The organism is Streptomyces sp. NPDC085937 (assembly GCF_044540535.1).
GTDB lineage: Bacteria > Actinomycetota > Actinomycetes > Streptomycetales > Streptomycetaceae > Streptomyces.
The window spans coordinates 129,242-146,060 of the sequence record NZ_JBITSH010000007.1; the positions used below are offsets into that span (position 1 = coordinate 129,242).

General features: G+C 71.9%; 15 protein-coding genes and 1 tRNA gene. 10 read left to right on the forward strand and 6 right to left on the reverse strand.

Features of this window, described 5'->3' with window-relative positions:
* Positions 1–15: 15 nt before the first annotated feature.
* Entirely contained in the window at positions 16–480 is a 465-nt protein-coding gene (locus tag ACIF8S_RS17165) for an ATP-binding protein (protein WP_399999904.1), read from the reverse strand.
* Between the two features lie 220 nt (positions 481–700).
* Here ACIF8S_RS17165 and ACIF8S_RS17170 point away from each other — a divergent pair, with 220 nt between their 5' ends.
* The 9 genes from ACIF8S_RS17170 (at position 701) to ACIF8S_RS17210 (ending at position 10,742) form a co-directional block, all read left to right on the forward strand.
* Entirely contained in the window at positions 701–1,492 is a 792-nt protein-coding gene (locus ACIF8S_RS17170; RefSeq protein ID WP_399999905.1) for a hypothetical protein, read from the forward strand.
* A gap of 181 nt (positions 1,493–1,673) precedes the next feature.
* Positions 1,674–2,417, forward strand: coding sequence for a YcnI family protein (locus tag ACIF8S_RS17175; RefSeq protein WP_399999906.1), 744 nt, complete (start codon positions 1,674–1,676; stop codon positions 2,415–2,417).
* An 89-nt stretch (positions 2,418–2,506) separates the two neighbouring features.
* Positions 2,507–3,163, forward strand: coding sequence for an SCO family protein (locus ACIF8S_RS17180; RefSeq protein ID WP_399999907.1), 657 nt, complete (start codon positions 2,507–2,509; stop codon positions 3,161–3,163).
* Positions 3,160–3,621 (forward strand): copper chaperone PCu(A)C, encoded by a 462-nt coding sequence (locus tag ACIF8S_RS17185; RefSeq protein WP_399999908.1) that lies wholly within the window; start codon positions 3,160–3,162, stop codon positions 3,619–3,621. Before ACIF8S_RS17180 ends, ACIF8S_RS17185 begins: the two co-directional genes overlap by 4 nt.
* Positions 3,622–3,634: 13 nt before the next feature.
* Positions 3,635–5,677 (forward strand): copper resistance CopC/CopD family protein, encoded by a 2,043-nt coding sequence (locus ACIF8S_RS17190; RefSeq protein ID WP_399999909.1) that lies wholly within the window; start codon positions 3,635–3,637, stop codon positions 5,675–5,677.
* A gap of 7 nt (positions 5,678–5,684) precedes the next feature.
* Entirely contained in the window at positions 5,685–6,974 is a 1,290-nt protein-coding gene (efeB, locus tag ACIF8S_RS17195; RefSeq protein WP_399999910.1) for an iron uptake transporter deferrochelatase/peroxidase subunit, read from the forward strand.
* A 70-nt stretch (positions 6,975–7,044) separates the two neighbouring features.
* Positions 7,045–7,977: a prephenate dehydratase gene (gene pheA, locus ACIF8S_RS17200; RefSeq protein WP_399999911.1), complete on the forward strand. Its 933-nt coding sequence runs from the start codon at positions 7,045–7,047 to the stop codon at positions 7,975–7,977.
* A 678-nt stretch (positions 7,978–8,655) separates the two neighbouring features.
* Positions 8,656–9,933 carry a serine--tRNA ligase gene (serS, locus tag ACIF8S_RS17205; protein WP_399999912.1) on the forward strand — a complete coding sequence of 426 codons (1,278 nt, stop codon included), beginning with the start codon at positions 8,656–8,658 and terminating at the stop codon, positions 9,931–9,933.
* On the forward strand, positions 9,930–10,742 hold the full coding sequence (locus ACIF8S_RS17210; RefSeq protein ID WP_399999913.1) for an HAD family hydrolase: 813 nt from the start codon (positions 9,930–9,932) through the stop codon (positions 10,740–10,742). Before serS ends, ACIF8S_RS17210 begins: the two co-directional genes overlap by 4 nt.
* 38 nt (positions 10,743–10,780) lie before the next feature.
* Here ACIF8S_RS17210 and ACIF8S_RS17215 read toward each other — a convergent pair.
* The 5 genes from ACIF8S_RS17215 to ACIF8S_RS17235 form a co-directional block, all read right to left on the reverse strand.
* Positions 10,781–10,867, reverse strand: a tRNA-Ala gene (locus ACIF8S_RS17215).
* Between the two features lie 431 nt (positions 10,868–11,298).
* Positions 11,299–12,018 (reverse strand): ABC transporter permease, encoded by a 720-nt coding sequence (locus ACIF8S_RS17220; RefSeq protein ID WP_349795719.1) that lies wholly within the window; start codon positions 12,016–12,018, stop codon positions 11,299–11,301.
* A gap of 9 nt (positions 12,019–12,027) precedes the next feature.
* Positions 12,028–12,939, reverse strand: coding sequence for an ABC transporter ATP-binding protein (locus ACIF8S_RS17225; RefSeq protein ID WP_399999914.1), 912 nt, complete (start codon positions 12,937–12,939; stop codon positions 12,028–12,030).
* Complete coding sequence (locus tag ACIF8S_RS17230) at positions 12,936–13,850, reverse strand: ABC transporter permease (RefSeq protein ID WP_399999915.1); 915 nt, start codon at positions 13,848–13,850, stop codon at positions 12,936–12,938. The genes ACIF8S_RS17225 and ACIF8S_RS17230 overlap by 4 nt, the downstream gene beginning before the upstream one ends.
* A complete protein-coding gene (locus tag ACIF8S_RS17235) occupies positions 13,840–14,808 on the reverse strand; it encodes an ABC transporter ATP-binding protein (RefSeq protein WP_024886210.1) in 969 nt (322 codons plus the stop codon). The genes ACIF8S_RS17230 and ACIF8S_RS17235 overlap by 11 nt, the downstream gene beginning before the upstream one ends.
* A 171-nt stretch (positions 14,809–14,979) precedes the next feature.
* On the opposite strand from ACIF8S_RS17235, the gene ACIF8S_RS17240 reads away from it, so the two are divergent.
* Entirely contained in the window at positions 14,980–16,737 is a 1,758-nt protein-coding gene (locus ACIF8S_RS17240) for an SDR family oxidoreductase (protein WP_399999916.1), read from the forward strand.
* The last annotated feature ends 82 nt before the right edge of the window (positions 16,738–16,819 follow it).

The window sequence follows — 16,819 nt, forward strand, 5'->3', positions numbered from 1 at the left end:
CCCTTCGCCTGTGCGCTACACGGCCGTCAGCGGCGCGTCCTCACGCCATTTGAGGATCTTGTCGAAGCTCACCACGGCACCGCCCCGGCCCGGCTTGTTGCCGATGTGGACATGGTCGGCCAGCTCCTGGATGAGACACAGGCCCCGGCCGTGCTCCGCCTCGGAGGGCGCGGGTCTGGCGGGCGTGCGGGAGCGGCCGGCCGCGACGGCCGGGAAGCCGGGTCCCGCGTCGGCGACCTCGATGCGGCACTTCTCGCCGTCCAGGTAGGCGGTCACCCGGAACGCCTCCGAGATGCCGTCCCGCGCGGTGTCGCCGCCGTGCTCCACGGCGTTCGCGCAGGCCTCGCTGAGGGCGACGGACAGGTCGTAGGAGATCTCCGGGTCCACGCCCGCGGTCTCCATGGTGCCGAGCAGCAGGCGCCGGGCGAGCGGCACGCTGGCGGCATCGCGCCGCAGATGGAGTGACCACCAGATGCTCATGCTCCAGCCTCCTGGCTGCGGCTCGACATACCGTTACGTATTGCCCTGTGTGCCCGCCTGTAAGCGCAAAGTTGACGTGACACCGCCCATTTGGCGGGTGTACGGGGGAGCCGATCGGTGTATGTGGGACGCCGCACCACACAGGTGATCTTACGGTCGTACCTCATCTTGCGGACCTGCCGTACGGCGCCGGGGGTGCTGGTGCGATGATGAGGCCGCCATGTCTGCCCCCCACCGGCGCACGATGCGCTCCGGACGAGGACTCCGGATCCTGCGGGCCGCGGTGTTCGCCGCGGTCTGCGTCGTGCTGGCCGGCGCGGGCCACTCGCTCGCCTCCTGCGACACCGTCCCGCTCTGGACGCTGGGCGCGGGATTCCTCGCGGCCGTCGCGGTCGCCGCGCCGCTCGCCGGACGTACCCGTCCGCTGCCGGTGATCGCGGCGCTGCTGGCCTGCGGGCAGACCGCACTGCACACGCTCTTCGGCCTCGGCCAGCACGGCGCGCCCTCCGGTGGCTCCGCCTCCTCCGACGCCGCCCTGATCGCCCAGGCCGCGCGCCTGCTGTGCGGGCCCGGCGCGATCAGCCCGGCCGAGGCCGAGCGGGTCCTCACCGACGCCCGGATCGCACCGCACGGTCACGGCGCCCACGCGGCGGACGCCGTGGCGGCGGGACCGGCCGGAGCGCTGCTGCCGTCGCTGCCGATGCTGCTGGGGCACGTCCTCGCCGCCCTGGCCGCGGGATGGCTGCTGCGTCGGGGCGACCTGGCCCTGCTGCGCCTGGCCGAACTGTCTGTGCACGGCGTCGCCGAAGGCGCCCTCGTGCGGTCCCTGCGCGCGGCGCTGGCCCTGGTGCGGACCCTGCGCGCCGGGCTCCCCGGCGCGCCCGAGGCGGGTCCGGTCACTCCGCGCACCGCGCTGCTCGCACCGCTTCCGCCGCCGTGCGCCGCCCTGCATCACACGGTGATCCGGCGGGGCCCGCCGGCGGCCGTCTCCGCACTCGCTCTCGCCGCCTGACGCGGGGCGACCCACCGGCCGGGGTTCTCTGGCCGCGCTGAGGGACGTCCCGTGCGGCACGCGCGTGCGCCGGTCCCCCGTGTGCGCCCGGCCGTCGTCCCGCCGAAGGGAGCGACCGGCCGTCCGCGCCACGTATCCCTCACCGTCAGTGAAACCTCAACGAAGCGGAGCACCCTCTGCCATGAAGGCTTCCCGTATCGCCGCCGCCGGCGCCGTCGCCGGTGCCGCCGTCCTCGCCGTGTCCACCCCCTGCTTCGCGCACGTCAGCGTGCAGCCCGAGGGTGAGGCCGCGAAGGGCGGCTACGCGGTCGTCGGCTTCAAGGTCCCCAACGAGCGGGACAACGCCTCGACCACCAAGGTCGAGGTCACCTTCCCCACGGACCACCCCCTGGCGTCCGTGATGCCGCAGCCCGTCGACGGCTGGGACATCAAGGTCACCAAGTCGCGCCTGGCCAAGCCGCTCGAGATGCACGGCAAGAAGATCGACGAGGCCGTCTCCAAGGTCACCTGGACCGCCAAGGACGAGGGCATCCGGCCGGGCTTCTTCCAGAAGTTCCCGGTGTCCGTGGGCACCCTGCCCGAGGACACCGACGAGCTCGTCTTCAAGGCCCTGCAGACGTACTCCAACAAGGAGGTCGTCCGCTGGATCGAGGTGCCGCAGGACGGTCAGGAGGAGCCCGACAACCCGGCTCCGGTGCTCGCCCTGTCCGCGCCCGCCGAGGACGGTCACGGGCATGGCGCCGCGGCCGACGACAAGGCGTCCGGCGACGCGGAGAAGGCCTCCGCGCAGACCTCCGCCGCGTCGGACGACGACGGCTCCGGCGGCACCGACACCACCGCCCGCGTCCTGGGCGTCGTCGGCATCGTGATCGGCGCCGCGGGCGTCGCCTACGGCGTCCTCGCCGGGCGCCGGCGCACCGCCTGAGCCTCCCCTCTCCACGGCGCGCATCGGGGCCGGCCACGGACCCGCGGCCTCCCGGTGCGCGCCGCAGCACCCACCTTTCAGGACCATTCATGCGCAAGAAGACCTTCGCGGCGGCGGCTCTGCTCGCCGTCGCCTCCCTGACCCTCACCGCCTGCGGCGGCGGTGACGGGGACAACGGCGACCCGGTCGCCGTGGTCTCCGAGGAGACCGGCGCCCGCCAGGCGGCCACCGTCCTCGACAAGCCCTTCGAGAAGCCGGACCTCGTCCTCACGGACACCGAGGGCAAGCAGTTCGACCTCCGCAAGGAGACCGCGGGCCGGCCCACGCTGATCTACTTCGGCTACACGCACTGCCCCGACGTCTGCCCGCTGACGATGAACAACATCGCGGTGGCCAAGAAGCAGCTGCCGAAGGACCAGCAGGACCAGCTGCGGGTCGTGTTCGTCACCACCGACCCCGAGCGGGACACCCCCGCCGAACTCGGCACGTGGCTCAAGGGCATCGACACCCAGGTCGTCGGCCTGACCGGTGACTTCCCCACCATCCAGGCCGGTGCCCGCACCCTCGGCATCTCCATCGACCCGCCGCGCAAGGACGACAACGGCAAGACCGTCTCCGACCACGGCACGCAGGTCATCGCCTTCTCCCCGAAGACGGACGGCGGTTACGTCCTCTACGGCGAGGACGCCACCGTCGAGGACTACACCGAGGACCTCCCCAAGATCATCAAGGGGGAGAACCCGTGAGGCACCGCACGGCCGCCGGGCCGGCCGTGGCCGGGGCGCTGGCGCTGGCGCTGGCGCTGACCGGGTGCGCCGGTTCGGACGACGGCACGGCGCGGCTGTCGGTCGCGTCCGCGTACATGCCGCAGCCGGTCTCCGACCTGGCCGCGGGCTTCCTCACCATCACCAACGAGGGCGACGCCGCGGACCGGCTGACCTCGGTCAGCAGTGACGTCGCCGGCCAGGTCACCGTGCACGAGACCGTCGACGGGTCCATGCGGGAGGTCGAGTCCCTCGACATCCCGGCCCACGGCAGCCTCGTGCTGGAGAGCGGTGGCAACCACCTGATGTTCGAGCAGCTGAAGCGCAAGCCGACGCAAGGTCAGAAGGTGGCCGTGGAACTGCGCTTCGCCCACTCCGACCCCGTCACGGTCGAGCTGCCGGTGAAGCCGGCCACCTACCGCCCGACGACCGGACACTGAGGGAGACACCCCTGTGACCCAGACCATCGCCCCCCGCGTGCGGACCCTGGTGCTGCTGCTCCTGGCCGTCACCGGCGCCCTCCTCGCCGGGGCCGCTCCCGCCTCCGCGCACGCCGCGCTGACCGGAAGCGACCCCGCGCAGGGGGCGGTGGTCGACACCGCGCCCGCCCAGGTCTCGCTCACCTTCTCGGAACCGATCGCGGTGAGCGACGACTCCGTGCGGGTCCTCGATCCCAAGGGCGAGCGGGTCGACAAGGGTGCTCCCGCCAACCCCAGCGGCACCACGTTCAGCGTGCGGCTGCTGAGCGGGCTGCCCGACGGCACGTACACGGTGGCCTACCAGGTGGTGTCCGCCGACAGCCACCCCGTGGCCGGCGCGTTCACCTTCTCCATCGGGGCCCCCTCGGAGACGACCGTCTCCGTCTCCGCGCAGGGGTCCGACGACGGCCTCGTGGGCTGGCTGTACGGCTTCGGCCGGTACGTCTCCTACGCGGGCTTCGTCGTCATGGTGGGCGGAGCCGCCTTCGTGCTCGCCTGCTGGGGGCCCGGCGCCCGGGTCCGCCCGGTCCAGCGTCTGGTGGTCTCCGGGTGGCTCGCGCTCACCGCGGCCACGCTCGGACTGCTGCTGATGCGCGGTTCCTACACGACGTCCGGCAAGGTCGGCGACATCTTCGACCTCAGCCTCCTCGGCGACGTGCTCCAGACCAAGTCGGGCGCGGCGCTGGTGTCCCGGCTGCTGCTGCTCGCCGCCGCGGCGCTGTTCATCGCGGTGCTGTTCGGGGCGTATGCGCGGACGGCGTCAGCCGGCGGCCCGGACGACGGTCCCGCGTCGGCGACGGCCTCCGACGACGACTCCGGTCCCGCCGCGAACTCGGACGGAGCCTCCGCCGCCTCCGCAGGGGAGGGGCTCGGTGGCGACGACGGCCCGGACGGGCGGGACCTGACCTTCGGGCTGGCCATCGGGGGGACGGTCGTGGCGGCCGGGCTGGCCGCGAGCTGGGCCATGTCCGAGCACGCCTCCCAGGGGCTCCAGCCGGGCGTGGCCATGCCGGTCGACGTGCTTCACCTGCTGGCCGTCGCCGTCTGGCTGGGCGGGCTCACCACCCTGCTCGTCGCTCTCTACCGGGCACCGGCCGCGTCACCGGTCGGCCGCGACGCCGTCCGGCGGTTCTCCCGCCTCGCCTTCGGCAGCGTGGTGACGCTCGCCGTCACCGGCGTCTACCAGAGCTGGCGGCAGCTCGGCTCCTGGTCCGCGTTCACCGACACCCGGTACGGGCAACTGCTGCTCGCCAAGATCGCGCTCGTGGCGGTGATGGTCGCGGTCGCCTTCGTCTCCCGCCGCTGGACGCAACGGCTGGCCGACGCACGGATACCCGTGGGGACCGAGCAGGAGATGCAGCCGGCCGGTGCCGTACCGGCGGAGGCGTCCGACGCGGAGAAGACCGGCTCCGACAAGGAGAAGGACGCCGTACGGGCCGCGCAGCTCGCCCGGCAGCGGGCCGCGACGGAGGCGGCACGGCAGAAGCGGCTGCGGGACGCCGACCCGAACCGCTTCGGGTTGCGCCGTTCCGTCCTCGCCGAGGCGGGCGTCGCCGTCGTGCTGCTCGCCGTCACCACCGTGCTGACGCAGACCGAGCCGGGCCGCACGGAGCAGGAGGCCCGAACGGCCGCGGACACCTCGGCCTCCGCCTCCACGGGCACCGGTCAGGGCAGTGGCGCGGTCAGCCTGACCATGCCGTTCGACACCGGCGGCGCCAACGGCAAGGGCGTCGTCTCGGTCGACCTGGACCCCGCCCGGGTCGGCGACAACGACATGCACGTCTACGTCGAGGGGCCGGGCGGCCGGGCCGTCGACGTGCCCGAGGTGAAGATCGCCCTCACGCTCACCGCCCAGGACATCGGCCCGCTGCCCGTCGCCCCCGACCACATCACCACCGGACACTGGTCGGCGAGCGGAGTGCAGATCCCCATGGCGGGCGACTGGAAGGTCGAGGTCACCGTGCGGACCTCCGACATCGACCAGGTGACCGTCTCCAAGAACGCTCAGATCGGCTGAATCACCCATGGCTGACCACTCCCTGTCGCAGACCCGCACCCCCGAGGAGGGACACCGGACCGAGTCCGACGGCACCGCCCCCGGGGCGGGCATCTCGCGGCGCCGCCTGCTCGGCACGGCCGGCGCCACCGGGCTCGTGCTCGGGGCGGCCGGCGGAGCCGTCGGCTACGCAGCGGCGCCCTCCGGAGCCACCCCGCTCACCTCGGTCGGTGCCACGCGGGTGCCGTTTCACGTGAAACACCAGCCGGGCATCACCGACCCGCTCCAGGCGCACGGCCATCTCGTCACCTTCGACCTGGCACCCGGCGCCGGCCGCAAGGAGGCGGCCGCGCTGCTGCGCCGCTGGTCCGACACCGCCCGCCGGCTGATGGCCGGTGAGCCCAGCGCCCAGGGCGACACCGACGTGGCCCGCGACGCCGGGCCCTCCTCTCTGACGCTCACCTTCGGCTTCGGGTACAGCTTCTTCGCGCGCACCGGGCTGGAGAAACAGCGTCCGGCCGCCCTGGACCCGCTGCCCGCCTTCTCCTCGGACCGGCTCGACCGGACCCGCAGCGACGGTGACCTGTGGGTGCAGATCGGCGCCCATGACGCCCTGGTGGCGTTCCACGCCCTGCGCGCGGTGCAGAAGGACGCGGGAGCGGCGGCCCGGGTCCGCTGGCAGATGAACGGCTTCAACCGCTCACCGGGCGCCACCTCCCGGCCCATGACCACCCGCAACCTGATGGGTCAGGTCGACGGCACCCGCAATCCGAAGCCCGCCGAACCCGACTTCGACGAGCGGATCTTCGTACCGGAAAAGGGCGAGCCCGCCTGGATGGCGAACGGCTCCTATGTGGTCGTACGCCGGATCCGCATGCTGCTGGACGACTGGGAGAAGCTGTCGCTCGCGGAGCAGGAGGGTGTCATCGGACGGCGCAAGTCGGACGGTGCGCCGCTCACCGGAGGCGGCGAGACCTCCGAGATGGATCTCGAGAAGACCGACGGCAAGGGCGACCTCGTCGTCCCCTTCAACGCGCACGCCAGGATCACCCGGCCCGACCAGAACGGCGGAGCGGCGATGCTGCGCCGCCCGTTCTCGTTCCACGACGGCATCGACGCGGACGGGGTGCCGGACGCGGGGCTGCTGTTCATCTGCTGGCAGGCCGATCCGTTGCGTGGCTTCGTGCCGGTGCAGCGCAAGCTGGACCGGGGTGACGCGCTGACGCCGTTCATCCGCCATGAGGCCAGTGGCCTGTTCGCCGTCCCGGGCGGCGCGGCGGAGGGCGAGTATGTGGGTCAGGCGCTGCTGGAGGGGTGAGAACCGCCCGGAGTCACCCCTGAGAGCGCTCCGGGATTCGCGGCCGGTGTGGGCCCATTAGGGTGAGGTCATGCCAGCGAGCTATGCGTATCTCGGTCCAGAGGGCACCTTCACCGAAGTCGCCCTGCGCACGCTTCCCGAGTCGGCCACGCGTGAGCTGGTCCCGTACGTGTCCGTGCAGTCCGCGCTCGACGCGGTGCGTGCCGGCGAGGCAGAGGCCGCGTTCGTCCCCATCGAGAACTCGGTGGAGGGCGGGATCACCACCACCCTCGACGAACTGGTCGCGGGCAGCCCTCTGATGATCTACCGCGAGGTGCTGCTGTCGATCACCTTCGCGCTGCTCGTCCGCCCGGGCACCAAGCTGTCGGACATCAAGACAGTGACCGCACACCCGGCCGCCCAGCCCCAGGTGCGCAACTGGCTCAGGGCCCACCTCCCCGACGCCCTCTGGGAGTCGGCCGCCTCGAACGCGGACGGCGCGCGCCTGGTCCAGGAGGGCCGGTACGACGCGGCGTTCGCCGGTGAGTTCGCGGCGGCCCGGTACGGCCTCGAGCCGCTGGAGACGGGCATCCACGACGCGGAGAACGCCCAGACCCGGTTCGTGCTGGTGGGCCGCCCCGCCCGCCCGGCGGCGCCCACGGGCGCCGACAAGACCTCCGTGGTGCTGTGGCAGCGTGACGACCATCCCGGCGGGCTGCGCGATCTGCTGGGGGAGTTCGCCACCCGGGGCATCAACCTGATGCTGCTCCAGTCGCGGCCGACCGGTGCCGGCATCGGCAACTACTGCTTCTGCGTCGACGCCGAGGGGCACATCTCCGACCGGCGGATGGCCGAGGCGCTGATGGGTCTGAAGCGCATCTGTCTGCAGGTGCGCTATCTCGGCTCGTACCCGAGGGCGGACGTGCAGCCCGGTGAGGTGCGGCCACCGTTCCCGGGGACGTCGGACGAAGAGTTCGTGGGCGCGGCGGACTGGGTGGCGCGCTGCCAGGACGGCCGGTTCTGAGCCGCCTCGCCTCCATGGTCGGGCCTTCTCCGTGGCCCCGTCCGCATGGACTCGTCCGCATGGACCCGTCCAAGCGGGCATGGCCCGTCCGCATGGACCCGTCCGTATGGACCCGTCCAAGCGGGCATGGCCCGTCCGTGCGGGCCCGGACCGGTCCTACCTGCCGATTGTCGTTATCCACAGAAGTTATCCACAGGTCCGCTTCTCGACCTGGGGACAAGTCGACACCGAGTCGCCCTTCGGTCGACAAATCGCCCTACGGGCCATGATCACGTTCATTCGCCCGCAGCTCACCCTTCGTCCACTCTTTTGCGGTGATCAACCCTATGGAGGGAGGTCTTTCCACTCGAAAGTGTCGGTAGAGGGAGTTTGTCCAGGGAATCCCCACCTTCGGCCGGGCCTTTCGGAGTGATCAATTCCGACGTCCACAGATCTTCCCCACAACCTGTGGATAACTTTTCCGACCGTGTGGACAGCTGTGGACAGTCGCACTCCAAGTCCCGTTCCACACAAGGATTTCAGGTCAACGCGGGCCACGGAACCGACTCTTTCAAGCGATGAGACCCCCTTTATTGACCTTGAAGAACACAAGGGAAATTTCACCAGCAAAGGGACACAGCTCGTGGCACCGCAATAGTCAGTCGTGAGCCGTCGTCCCGCACCGGTAGCCTTGACCTCGTGATTGACCTTCGCCTGCTCCGTGAGGACCCTGACCGTGTGCGCGCCTCGCAGCGCGCCCGTGGAGAGGACGTCGCGCTCGTCGACGCTCTCCTGTCCGCCGACGAACGGCGCAGGTCGTCCGGCGTCCGCTTCGACGAGCTGCGCGCCGAGCAGAAGTCGCTCGGCAAGCTCATCGGCCAGGCGGCCGGTGACGAGAGGGCCGAGCTGCTGAAGAAGGCCGACCAGCTCAAGGCCGACGTCAAGGCCGCCGACGCCGAGCGCGACGCCGCCGACGCCGAGACCCAGGAACTCCAGCTCAGGCTGAGCAACCTCGTCCACCCCGACGTCCCCGTCGGCGGCGAGGAGGACTTCACCACCCTGGAGACGCACGGCACCATCCGCGACTTCACCGCCGAGGGCTTCGACCCCAAGGACCACCTGGAACTCGGCCAGCTCCTCGGCGCCATCGACGTCGAGCGCGGCGCCAAGGTCTCCGGCTCCCGCTTCTACTTCCTCACCGGTGTCGGCGCGCTGCTCGAGCTGGCCCTGGTGAACGCCGCCATGGCACAGGCCACGGCGGCCGGCTTCACGCCGATGCTGACCCCCGCCCTGGTGCGCCCGCAGTCGATGGCCGGCACCGGCTTCCTCGGCCAGGCCGCCCAGGACGTCTACCACCTGGACAAGGACGACCTGTACCTGGTCGGCACGTCGGAGGTGGCCCTGGCCGCGTACCACATGGACGAGATCCTGGACGCCGACCGGCTGCCGCTGCGCTACGCGGGCTTCTCGCCCTGCTTCCGCCGCGAGGCCGGCTCGCACGGCAAGGACACCCGGGGCATCTTCCGCGTCCACCAGTTCGACAAGGTGGAGATGTTCTCCTACGTGGCGCCGGAGGACTCCCAGGAGGAGCACCGGCGGCTGCTGGAGTGGGAGAAGCAGTGGCTGACCTCGCTGGAGCTGCCGTTCCGCGTGATCGACGTCGCCTCGGGCGACCTCGGCTCCTCGGCCGCCCGTAAATACGACTGCGAGGCGTGGATCCCGACGCAGGGCAAGTACCGCGAGCTGACCTCGACCTCGGACTGCACCGAGTACCAGTCGCGCCGCCTGCAGATCCGGGTCCGTGAGGGCAAGAAGGTGCGCCCGCTGGCCACGCTCAACGGCACGCTGTGCGCCGTGCCGCGCACCATCGTGGCGATCCTGGAGAACCACCAGCAGGCCGACGGCTCGGTGCGCGTGCCCGAGGTGCTGCGTCCCTACCTGGGCGGCCGGGAGATCCTGGAGCCGGTCACCAAGTGAGCGCCTCTCCGTCCGCCTTCCCGTACCGGCTCGTCGCGACCGACCTGGACGGCACGCTGCTGCGTGACGACCACACGGTCTCCGGCCGGACCCGTGACGCACTCGTCGCGGCCGCCGCGGCGGGTGCCGCGCACATCGTCGTCACCGGCCGCGCGGTGCCCTGGACCCGTCCGATCCTCGAGGACCTCGGCTACGAGGGCCTCGCCGTCTGCGGCCAGGGCGCCCAGGTCTACGACGCGGGCGCGGACCGCCTGCTCACCTCCGTGACGCTCGACCGGCAGCTGGCCGGGGTGGCGCTCGCCAAGATCGAGGCGGAGGTCGGTCCGCTGCACCTGGCGGCGAGCCGGGACGGGCTGGACGGCGAGGTGCTGGTCGGGCCGGGCTACGACGTCATCGGCTCGCTGCCGGCGACGCCGTTCACCGACGCGTCCGACCTGTGGGCGGCCCCGCTGAACAAGCTGTACATCCAGCACCCTGAGCTGAGCTCGGACGAGCTGGCCGAGGCGGCGGAGCGCACCGCGGGCGGTTTCGTCACGGTCGTGATGGCCGGAGAGGGCATCGTCGAACTGCTGCCGCTCGGGCTGTCGAAGGCGACGGGGCTGTCGCTGGCCGCGCGCCGGCTGGGCGTGAAGGCGGCGGAGACCATCGCCTTCGGCGATATGCCCAACGACATCCCGATGTTCGCCTGGTCGGGGCACAGCGTGGCCATGGCCAACGCCCACCGCGATCTGCGGGCGGTGGCCGACGAGGTGACCGCCTCCAACGAGGAGGACGGCATCGCGGTGGTGCTGGAGCGCCTGCTGGGCTGACGCGCGGCGTCCCACGGGGCGCCTAACTGCGTGTGCGGCGGAGGATGCACGGATCGAACGTGCGCGGGCTCTCACCCGACCACGGCTTGAGCCAAGCCGGTGCCTTACCACTCGGCCAATCCTCCGGGTGGGCGGCCCGCGCGGCACGGATGCGCGCGCTCGAAGCGGCCGCCCCGGGCAGGTCCTCGGGGGGACTCGACGGAGCAGTAGGGATTACTCCGGAGTCCGCCGCGGACCGCCCCGACGGAAGCGGAACGTACTGCCGTGCATGGGCATCGTCCCGCTCCTCTCCCGGCTCACGGTCGCCGGGACGTTCCCGGCGATGCGGACACCCTCACTCTGCCCGGCCGCGTCCGCCCGGCGCCACCGAATAAATGACACCGGACGATCGTCGGACGAACGGCACCGGGCGAACACCGGACGAACGGCGCCGGACGCGGCACCGGACACGGCGCAGCGCGGCACCGGACACGGCGGAAGGCGGCACCGGACACGGCCGAGGGCGGCGCCGCCTTCCTCGGCGGCACCGCCCTCGTACACCGTGGGGCGTGCGCCCTCACTCCTCGCCGGCGAGCGTCAGCGTGCGCAGCTTCTGGCCCGCGTACCAGGTGGCCAGCACGGTGACGGCGGCCAGCGCGACCGTCGCCGTCGTCAGGCCCACGTCCGAGGTGACCAGATCGCCGCCGGACACCTTCTCCGCCACGGCCAGCGCCCACTGCTGGACGCTCAGCGTGCGCGCACCGGGCACCAGGGAACCGAACAGCGCCTCCCAGATCAGCGCGTAGACCAGTCCGAAGACCACGGCGTGCCGCGAGACCGTGCCGAGCAGCAGGAACAGCGCCGCGTAGGCGATGGAGGCGACCAGGGCGGCCACCGTGTAGGCGACCGCGACCTGCTGGCCGTTGCCGTTGAGGATGAAGCCCGCGATCAGCGTCGGCACGGCGGAGAACACCATGGTGACGGCGACGGCGACGATCAGCTTCGTGTAGATGATCGTGGGCCGCTTGATCGGCTTGGACAGCAGGTACACCACCGAACCGTCGTCGATCTCGGGGCCGATCGCCCCGGTGCCCGCGATGACTCCGATGAGCGGCACCATCGTGGCGAGCGCCAGCCCGCCGAGGATGTCGGCGGCGGTCTGGTCGTCGGCGCCCGCGAGGGCGCGCACCGCCAGCGAGATGACGATCAGCAGCAGGGGCAGTGCGCCCAGGATGAGGGCCCGGCGTCGGCCGAGCAGGGCCCGGTACGTGAGCCGGGCGACTGTGGGGTCGTACATCAGGGCCTCCTACGCCGCGACCAGGTACGAGAACACGGACTCGAGGGACTCGTCGGACGGCGAGACCGTGAGCAGGCGGATGCCGTGCTCCCTCGCGACCTTCGGCAGCAACGCGGTGAAGCGGCCGAAGTCGACGGCCTGGATGCGCAGGGCACCCTCCGTGACGTCCACCTCGATGCCGGCCGTGGACGGGTCGGCGATCAGCGCCGCCGCGAGGGCGCGGTCGTCGCTGGAGCGCACCAGGTAGCGGTGCGGGCGGTCCGTCATCAGGCGGCGGATCCGCCGGAAGTCACCGCTGGCCGCGTGCCGTCCGGCGACGACGACCTCGATGTGCCAGGCGAGCTGCTCGACCTCCTCGAGGATGTGCGAGGAGAACAGCACGGTGCGGCCCTCGTCGCCCATCCGCCGCAGCAGGTCCATCAGCTGCATGCGCTGGCGCGGGTCCATGCCGTTGAAGGGCTCGTCCAGCAGGAGCAGCGAGGGGTCGTGGACCAGCGCGGAGGCCATCTTCACGCGCTGCCGCATGCCCTTGGAGTAGGTGGCGATCTTGCGGTCCTGCGCATACTCCATCTCCACCGTGGCCAGCGCCTTCTGGGCGGCCTTGGCGCCCAGGCCGTGCAGCTCGGCGTTGGCGAGGACGAACTCGCGGCCGGTGAGGAAGTCGTACATCGCCTCGCGCTCGGGGACGATGCCGATGTGACGGTAGATCTGCTCGTTCCGCCACACCTGCTCGCCGTCGAGGGTGACGGTGCCGGTGGAGGGGGCGAGGAAGCCGCCCATCATGTTGATGAGGGTGGACTTGCCGGCGCCGTTGGGGCCGAGCAGGCCGGTGACGCCGGGGCCGATGGTCATGGTGACGTCGTTGACGGCGACCACGTTGCCGAACCAGCGGGAGACGTGGTCGATGCTGAGGGTTGTCACAGCCCCACCTTCTTGTAGCGGCGCACCAGGAGGGCGTAGCTGGCGGCGATCAGGCCGAGGGTGAACAGGACGTAGACGACGCCCTCGGCGTCGGTCGGGCCCACGCCGCCCGGGAAGGCGGAGGTCGCGCCGAGGAAGGCGGACTGGACCCCGTCAATCAGGGTGATCGGCGAGAACAGGCCGATCCAGGCGATGCCGTCGCCGCTGCTCTGCACCTCCGCGATCGCCTGGAGGGTGGAGACGGCGCCGTAGGAGATGGTCAGGACGGCGATCACGGCAGCGATGCCGAAGCCGCGGCGCGGCGTGACCGACGCGATGACCAGGCCGATGCCGGCGAAGAGCAGTGAGAGCAGGGCCACGGACACCAGTCCCTGTGCGAATCCCTTGGTCTGGTCGGTGAAGTCGAGCTTGGCCAGGAGCGCCCCGACGTACAGCACCAGCAGCGGCGCCGCGGTCAGGACGAACAGGGCGGAGGCCAGCGCGGCGTACTTGGCGCGGACGTAGTCGGCGGTCTCGATGGGCCGCGAGAAGTACAGCGGCACCGTCTTGAAGCGCAGGTCGCGGGAGACCGACTGGGGTGCCTGCGAGGCGACGTACAGGCTGATGACGGCCTGCATGACGATCGCGTAGCGCGTGTAGTCGAGCGGCAGGTCGTTCGCCTTGGTGGCGACCGCGACGGCCACCATGATCGCGGCGGGCACGCACATCACGACGAACAGCAGCATCGGCAGCACCTTGGACTTCACCGAGCGGCCGAGGCCGTAGGAGCCGCGCAGGGACTGCGAGTACAGCGAGAGCCTGGCGTACGAGCGGCCGAGGCGCGGCCCGTCGTAGGAGCGGTAGCCGATGTTGTGGATACGGGTGTCACCCGACGGGGTGACTGGTGCCTGCAAGGACTGCTCAGCCGCCATGGCCGACCGCCTCCTTCCGCTGCGCGTCGTCCGCGTCGTTCGTGAAGACCTCGGCGATCTGGTGCCGCCGCTGTTCCATGCGCACCAGGCCGAGTCCCAGGTCCGCGATCACGTCCCGGACCAGGTCGTAGGTGTCCTCGCCCTGCGCGGTGAGCAGCAGGATGTGCCCGGCGCCCGGCAGGCCGCCGCCGTCCTGGGCGGTCACCCCGCGCGCGTGGAGCGCCTCGCGCACCGCGCGGGTGCCGTCGGGGTGCTCGTCGGTGTCGGTGACCTCGATCGCGAGGGTCGTGGTGGTCTGGGTGAAGTCCCGGGTGGAGCTGGAGCGCAGCAGCTTGCCGCCGTCCACGACGACGACGTGGTCGCAGGTGCGTTCGAGTTCGCCCAGCAGGTGGGAGGTGACCAGGACCGAGATGCCGAAGTCCGTGTGGATGCGGCGGATCAGGCCGAGCATCTCGTCGCGGCCGACCGGGTCGAGGCCGTTGGTGGGCTCGTCCAGGAAGACCAGCTGCGGGTCGTGCACCAGGGCCTGCGCGAGCTTCACCCGCTGCTTCATGCCGGTGGAGTAGCCGCCGATGGGGCGGTAGCGCTCCTCGTACAGGCCGACGTGGCGCAGGGTGTCCGCGGTGCGCTCGCGCGCGGCGGTGGGCGGCAGGCCGGACATGCGCGCCATGTGGACGACGAACTCGGTGGCCGAGACGTCCGGTGGCAGGCAGTCGTGTTCCGGCATGTAGCCGACCCGTTCCCGGATGGCGGCTCCCTCGGTGGCGACGTCGAGGCCGAGCACTGCGGCGCGGCCCTCCGTGGCGGGGGACAGACCCAGCAGGATCTTGATCAATGTGGACTTGCCGGCTCCATTGGCTCCGACGAGTCCGGTCACACCGGGCCCGACGTCCACGGAGAGCCGGTCAAGAGCGGTCACCCGGGGGAACCGCTTGCTCAGGCTTTCGGTCGCGATCACAGTCACATCCATGACGGTAGTGACCCGCACCACTGCGGTCGTCAGACCGCGGGGCCGTCTTGGGGTCCCCCTGGAGTCGTACGCGCCCGTAGGGGACGCCCTGCCTGAGAGTTGTGCACAGCTCGGGGTGCGCTGTTGACGCGTTGTCTGACAGCTGCGAGATTCGCCGGTGTGACGGGATTCGAGGGTGCGCGGGAGCGCCGGGTGCGTACCGGCGGGGTGGAGCTGTGGGTGGCCGAGCTGGGCGATCCCGGCCGCCCCACGGTCGTCCTGGTGCACGGCTACCCGGACAGCAAGGAGGTGTGGTCGCGGGTCGCGCCGCGCCTGGCCGAGCGGTTCCATGTGGTGGCCTACGACGTCCGGGGGCACGGCCGTTCCACGGCGCCGCGTCCGCTGCGCGGCGGGTTCACGCTGGAGAAGCTGACCGACGACTTCCTGGCCGTGGCGGACGCGGTCAGTCCGGACGCCCCGGTGCACCTGGTGGGGCACGACTGGGGGTCGGTGCAGGCCTGGGAGTTCGTCACCGTGGCCCGTGCACAGGGGCGGATCGCGTCCTTCACCTCGGTCTCGGGCCCCTCGCTCGACCACTTCGGGCACTGGATCAAGCGCAGGCTGACGCGGCCGACCCCGCGCCGGGCCGTCCAGCTGCTGGGCCAGGGCGCCCGGTCCTGGTACGTCTACGCGCTGCACACGCCGGTGCTCCCCGAGCTGGCCTGGCGCGGCCCGCTCGGCCGGCGCTGGCCGCGGATGCTGCGGCGCATGGAGCGGGTGCCGGGCGACGACTACCCCACCTCCTCCCTGCCGTCGGACGCCGCGCACGGTGCCTGGCTCTACCGGGACAACGTGCGTTCGAGGCTGCGTGACCCGCGCCCCGACGCCTACGCGCACGTGCCCGTGCAGCTCGTCACGCCGCTCGCGGACCGGTTCCTCTCCGAGCGGCTCCACGACGGCCTGGAGGAGTGGGCGCCCCGGCTGACCCGGCGCACGCTGCCGTCGGGCCACTGGGTGCCGCGCAGCCGGCCCGACCAGCTGGTCACCTGGATCACCGACTTCGTGGACTCCGTCGAGGGCGGGCGGCCGGAGGCGGCTCCCCGCGGCCGGTACGCCGACCGGTTCGGCGGGCGGCTGGTGCTGGTCACGGGCGCCGGGAGCGGCATCGGGCGGGCCACCGCGCTCGCGTTCGCGGAGGCGGGCGCGCGCGTGGTGGCGGTCGACCGGGACGGCGGCGCCGCGGTCGGCACCGCCGAGGAGGCCCGGGTGCGCGGCGCCGCGGCGGCCTGGGCGGAGACGGCGGACGTGTCCGACGAGCGGGCCGTGGAGAAGCTCGCCGAGCGGGTCACCGCCGAGCACGGGGTGGTGGACGTGCTGGTGAACAACGCGGGCGTCGGGCTGGGCGGCTCCTTCTTCGACACCACGGCGGAGGACTGGAAGCGGGTCCTCGACGTCAACCTGTGGGGCGTGATCCACGGCTGCCTGTACTTCGGCAGGCGGATGGCCGAGCGGGGACAGGGCGGTCACATCGTCAACGTCGCCTCCGCGGCCGCGTTCCAGCCGTCCCGGGCACTGCCCGCCTACGGCGCGTCCAAGGCGGCGGTGCTGATGCTCAGCGAGTCCCTGCGCGCGGAGCTGGCCGGGCGACGGATCGGCGTGACGGCGGTCTGCCCTGGCTTCGTCAACACGGCGATCACCTCCACCGCGCGCTTCGCGGGCACGGACGCGGAGGAGGAGCGGCGCAGGCGGCGGAAGACGGCACGGCTGTACGGGCTGCGCAACTACCCGCCCGAGAAGGTCGCCGCCGCGATCCTTCGGGCCGTGGTGCGCGACGAGGCTGTCGTACCGGTGACCCCGGAGGCGCGGACCGCGTACGCCCTGGCTCGGTGGATGCCGGGGGCGCTGCGGCGGGTCGCGCGGGTGAAGCCGCCTGTGTGAGCGAGGCCGTGCTTCTGTGAGCGAGGCCATGCGTCGCGGGGTAGTTGTCCACAGAAGCCGCCGTTCCGCTGTGGATAACCTC

Bases quoted from the DNA above. Each gene is read 5' to 3' on its own strand.
- ACIF8S_RS17165 (WP_399999904.1), bottom strand. From the start codon at position 480: ATGAGCATCTGGTGGTCACTCCATCTGCGGCGCGATGCCGCCAGCGTG.
- ACIF8S_RS17170 (WP_399999905.1), top strand. From the start codon at position 701: ATGTCTGCCCCCCACCGGCGCACGATGCGCTCCGGACGAGGACTCCGG.
- ACIF8S_RS17175 (WP_399999906.1), top strand. From the start codon at position 1,674: ATGAAGGCTTCCCGTATCGCCGCCGCCGGCGCCGTCGCCGGTGCCGCC.
- ACIF8S_RS17180 (WP_399999907.1), top strand. From the start codon at position 2,507: ATGCGCAAGAAGACCTTCGCGGCGGCGGCTCTGCTCGCCGTCGCCTCC.
- efeB (WP_399999910.1), top strand. From the start codon at position 5,685: ATGGCTGACCACTCCCTGTCGCAGACCCGCACCCCCGAGGAGGGACAC.
- pheA (WP_399999911.1), top strand. From the start codon at position 7,045: ATGCCAGCGAGCTATGCGTATCTCGGTCCAGAGGGCACCTTCACCGAA.
- ACIF8S_RS17220 (WP_349795719.1), bottom strand. From the start codon at position 12,018: ATGTACGACCCCACAGTCGCCCGGCTCACGTACCGGGCCCTGCTCGGC.
- ACIF8S_RS17230 (WP_399999915.1), bottom strand. From the start codon at position 13,850: ATGGCGGCTGAGCAGTCCTTGCAGGCACCAGTCACCCCGTCGGGTGAC.